The organism is Synechococcus sp. B60.1, assembly GCF_047462555.1.
In the GTDB taxonomy this organism is placed as follows: Bacteria; Cyanobacteriota; Cyanobacteriia; order Thermostichales; family Thermostichaceae; genus Thermostichus.
In genome coordinates this window covers 9,034-10,978 of record NZ_JANSJN010000093.1, presented here as the reverse complement: position 1 = coordinate 10,978, position 1,945 = coordinate 9,034, and the positions used below count along the sequence as shown (strand labels likewise).

Below are 1,945 nucleotides of genomic sequence, written 5' to 3'. Positions count from 1 at the left end.
CTCGTCGGCAGCGTCAGATCTGTATACCACCCAGGGATCTTGCCGCAACGCTCCCCCCAAACAGCCCATCTCGGATCCGAAAGTGGCTTTCGAGCGCTGGGCGAGAGTGGTCAAACAACGGCAGACTCAGCAAAATCTGTTCCCTTGCCCCGCCTGTGGCTGCCCTACCCCTGCCGCCGAACTGGAGCGTTGGTTTGTCTGCGGGTTTTGCCATCGCCAGTCCTTGCGCCTGCGCAGCTAACTCAGGGAACTCAAATTAGGGCTGTTTCCAACGGCAACGAAACGACTCGTTAGGCCGCTCCCCAGCTCCCCTCTCCCTCTGGGAGAGGGGCTGGGGGTGAGGGCTGCTCCCTCTGGGAGAGGGGCCGGGGGTGAGGGCAGCGGCCTGGATTCTCCAATGAAGGCAACTGCGAACCCTCAATCGTTCATGGCGTGGTAGGTGGCCACTGCCGACGGCGATACACGGTTCAAGTAACGGAAGATCCAGTACTTAAAGAGTGTGTCGAGAAAAACGGGAAAAGTGGCAATAAAGCCGTAGATAAAATTGCGGTTTTCTGGCAAACCTAGGTGGTCAGCTAAGCTGCTCAGCAGCACCTCCCAGCCGTGGGGAGAGTGGTAGCCGACGAACACGTCGGTGAAGAGGATAATGATAAAAGCCTTAGCACTGTCGCTAAGGCCATAGATCAGGCGATCCAAAAAAGACTTGAGAACTTCAATTTCCTCGCGTCCGATAAAGATCAGCCAGCCAAACACCAGCAGCGATAGCACGTCAGCGAGGACGTTCTTGAGGCCTTCTAAATTCTTACGGCTGTATTTTTGCAGCAACTCCTCTGCCTTCCTGGACAGTTGGTCTTCGGATTCCAGGTCGAGCTCTGGAGATTGGTGGTGTAAGGCCCGCTCAAACTCTATTTTTTCCTTGAAAAACTCAAACTCGGAGAGGGCCTTTTCTTGAAATTCGTAGCTCAGAGCCAAGATGGTGGGCTGCCGCGACTGAAAGCGATCCAACAACGGCCCGAACAGGAACTGTTTTGAGAAGATCTGGGCCAGCAGCGGCAAAATGGCCAACAGCAGCAAAAACCGAACTGCCACCAGTGTACGTGTGCGTTGGCTGCGATACTCCTGCAGTAGCTCTTCTTCCGCTTGCGAACCCAGCTCACGGCGGATCTGGTTGGCCGTACGCAGGATGGAGCGGGGCAAGAGGGCCGTTCTAGAGGCAACCGGGGCATTGCTGTTGTCGGGGTTTGTCTTAGCAAGATTGGTTTTGATGGAGGGGTCGGAGGGCTCCGGCTGGCTTGAGGTCAGGGGCTCTGGTTGCTCTTGTTGCTCTTGAGACTTGGGCGGAGGGGAGGTGAACTTGGGTTGTGCAGCGGGGCGCTTGTATCGCGAGGTCACCTGATCGATAAACTCTAGCTTTTCCAAGATAGAGGGATCCCGACTTTGTCGGCCATTTGCAGCGTCTTTGCCGTCGTTTTCGGAAGGGCCGACGGGGGCCTCTTTGGCCTGATCTTTGTCGGAAGAGAAGGGAGGGCCGCTGCCATTTTGCGCGGGATCCGGCAGGCGAGAAAAAACGCTACTGGCCCTGAACTCGGCTAAACTAAGATCGATTTGGCGCAATTCCTGGCGCAATTGGATCTGAAAGTAGCGGCTGGTGTTTTGGCCGTGGGTTCCGTTGCTGCCGATGGATTCCCCCTGAAAGTAGCGGTCTTCGATGGCTTTGATGCGCAGGGCAGCTTCATAGGCTCGATTGAGGGAGCGTAGGGGAGTACTTGAGATCCACTGGCCGAGCCTGCTCAATACGGATTCCCCCATTGTTTTTTCCTGTGGCGGTTTTTCTCAGGGCTGATCCATACACTTTTCAATGGCTAACTATTGTAACAACTTCTGGGAGGCTGGGCAGGGATCCGGATGGGGAAGCGGCCTGTCTGGATCAAAACCGTGCTGAAGG

General features: G+C 55.7%; 1 protein-coding gene and 1 pseudogene. One reads left to right on the top strand and one right to left on the bottom strand.

The window, feature by feature from the left end; all coding sequences use genetic code 11:
• A pseudogene (locus tag NW863_RS10385) lies at window positions 1–241 on the top strand (DUF721 domain-containing protein); the annotation flags it as partial.
• Window positions 242–417: 176 nt separating this feature from the next.
• Here NW863_RS10385 and pxcA read toward each other — a convergent pair.
• Window positions 418–1,794: a proton extrusion protein PcxA gene (gene pxcA, locus NW863_RS10380; RefSeq protein ID WP_414366177.1), complete on the bottom strand. Its 1,377-nt coding sequence runs from the start codon at window positions 1,792–1,794 to the stop codon at window positions 418–420.
• Window positions 1,795–1,945: the final 151 nt, after the last annotated feature.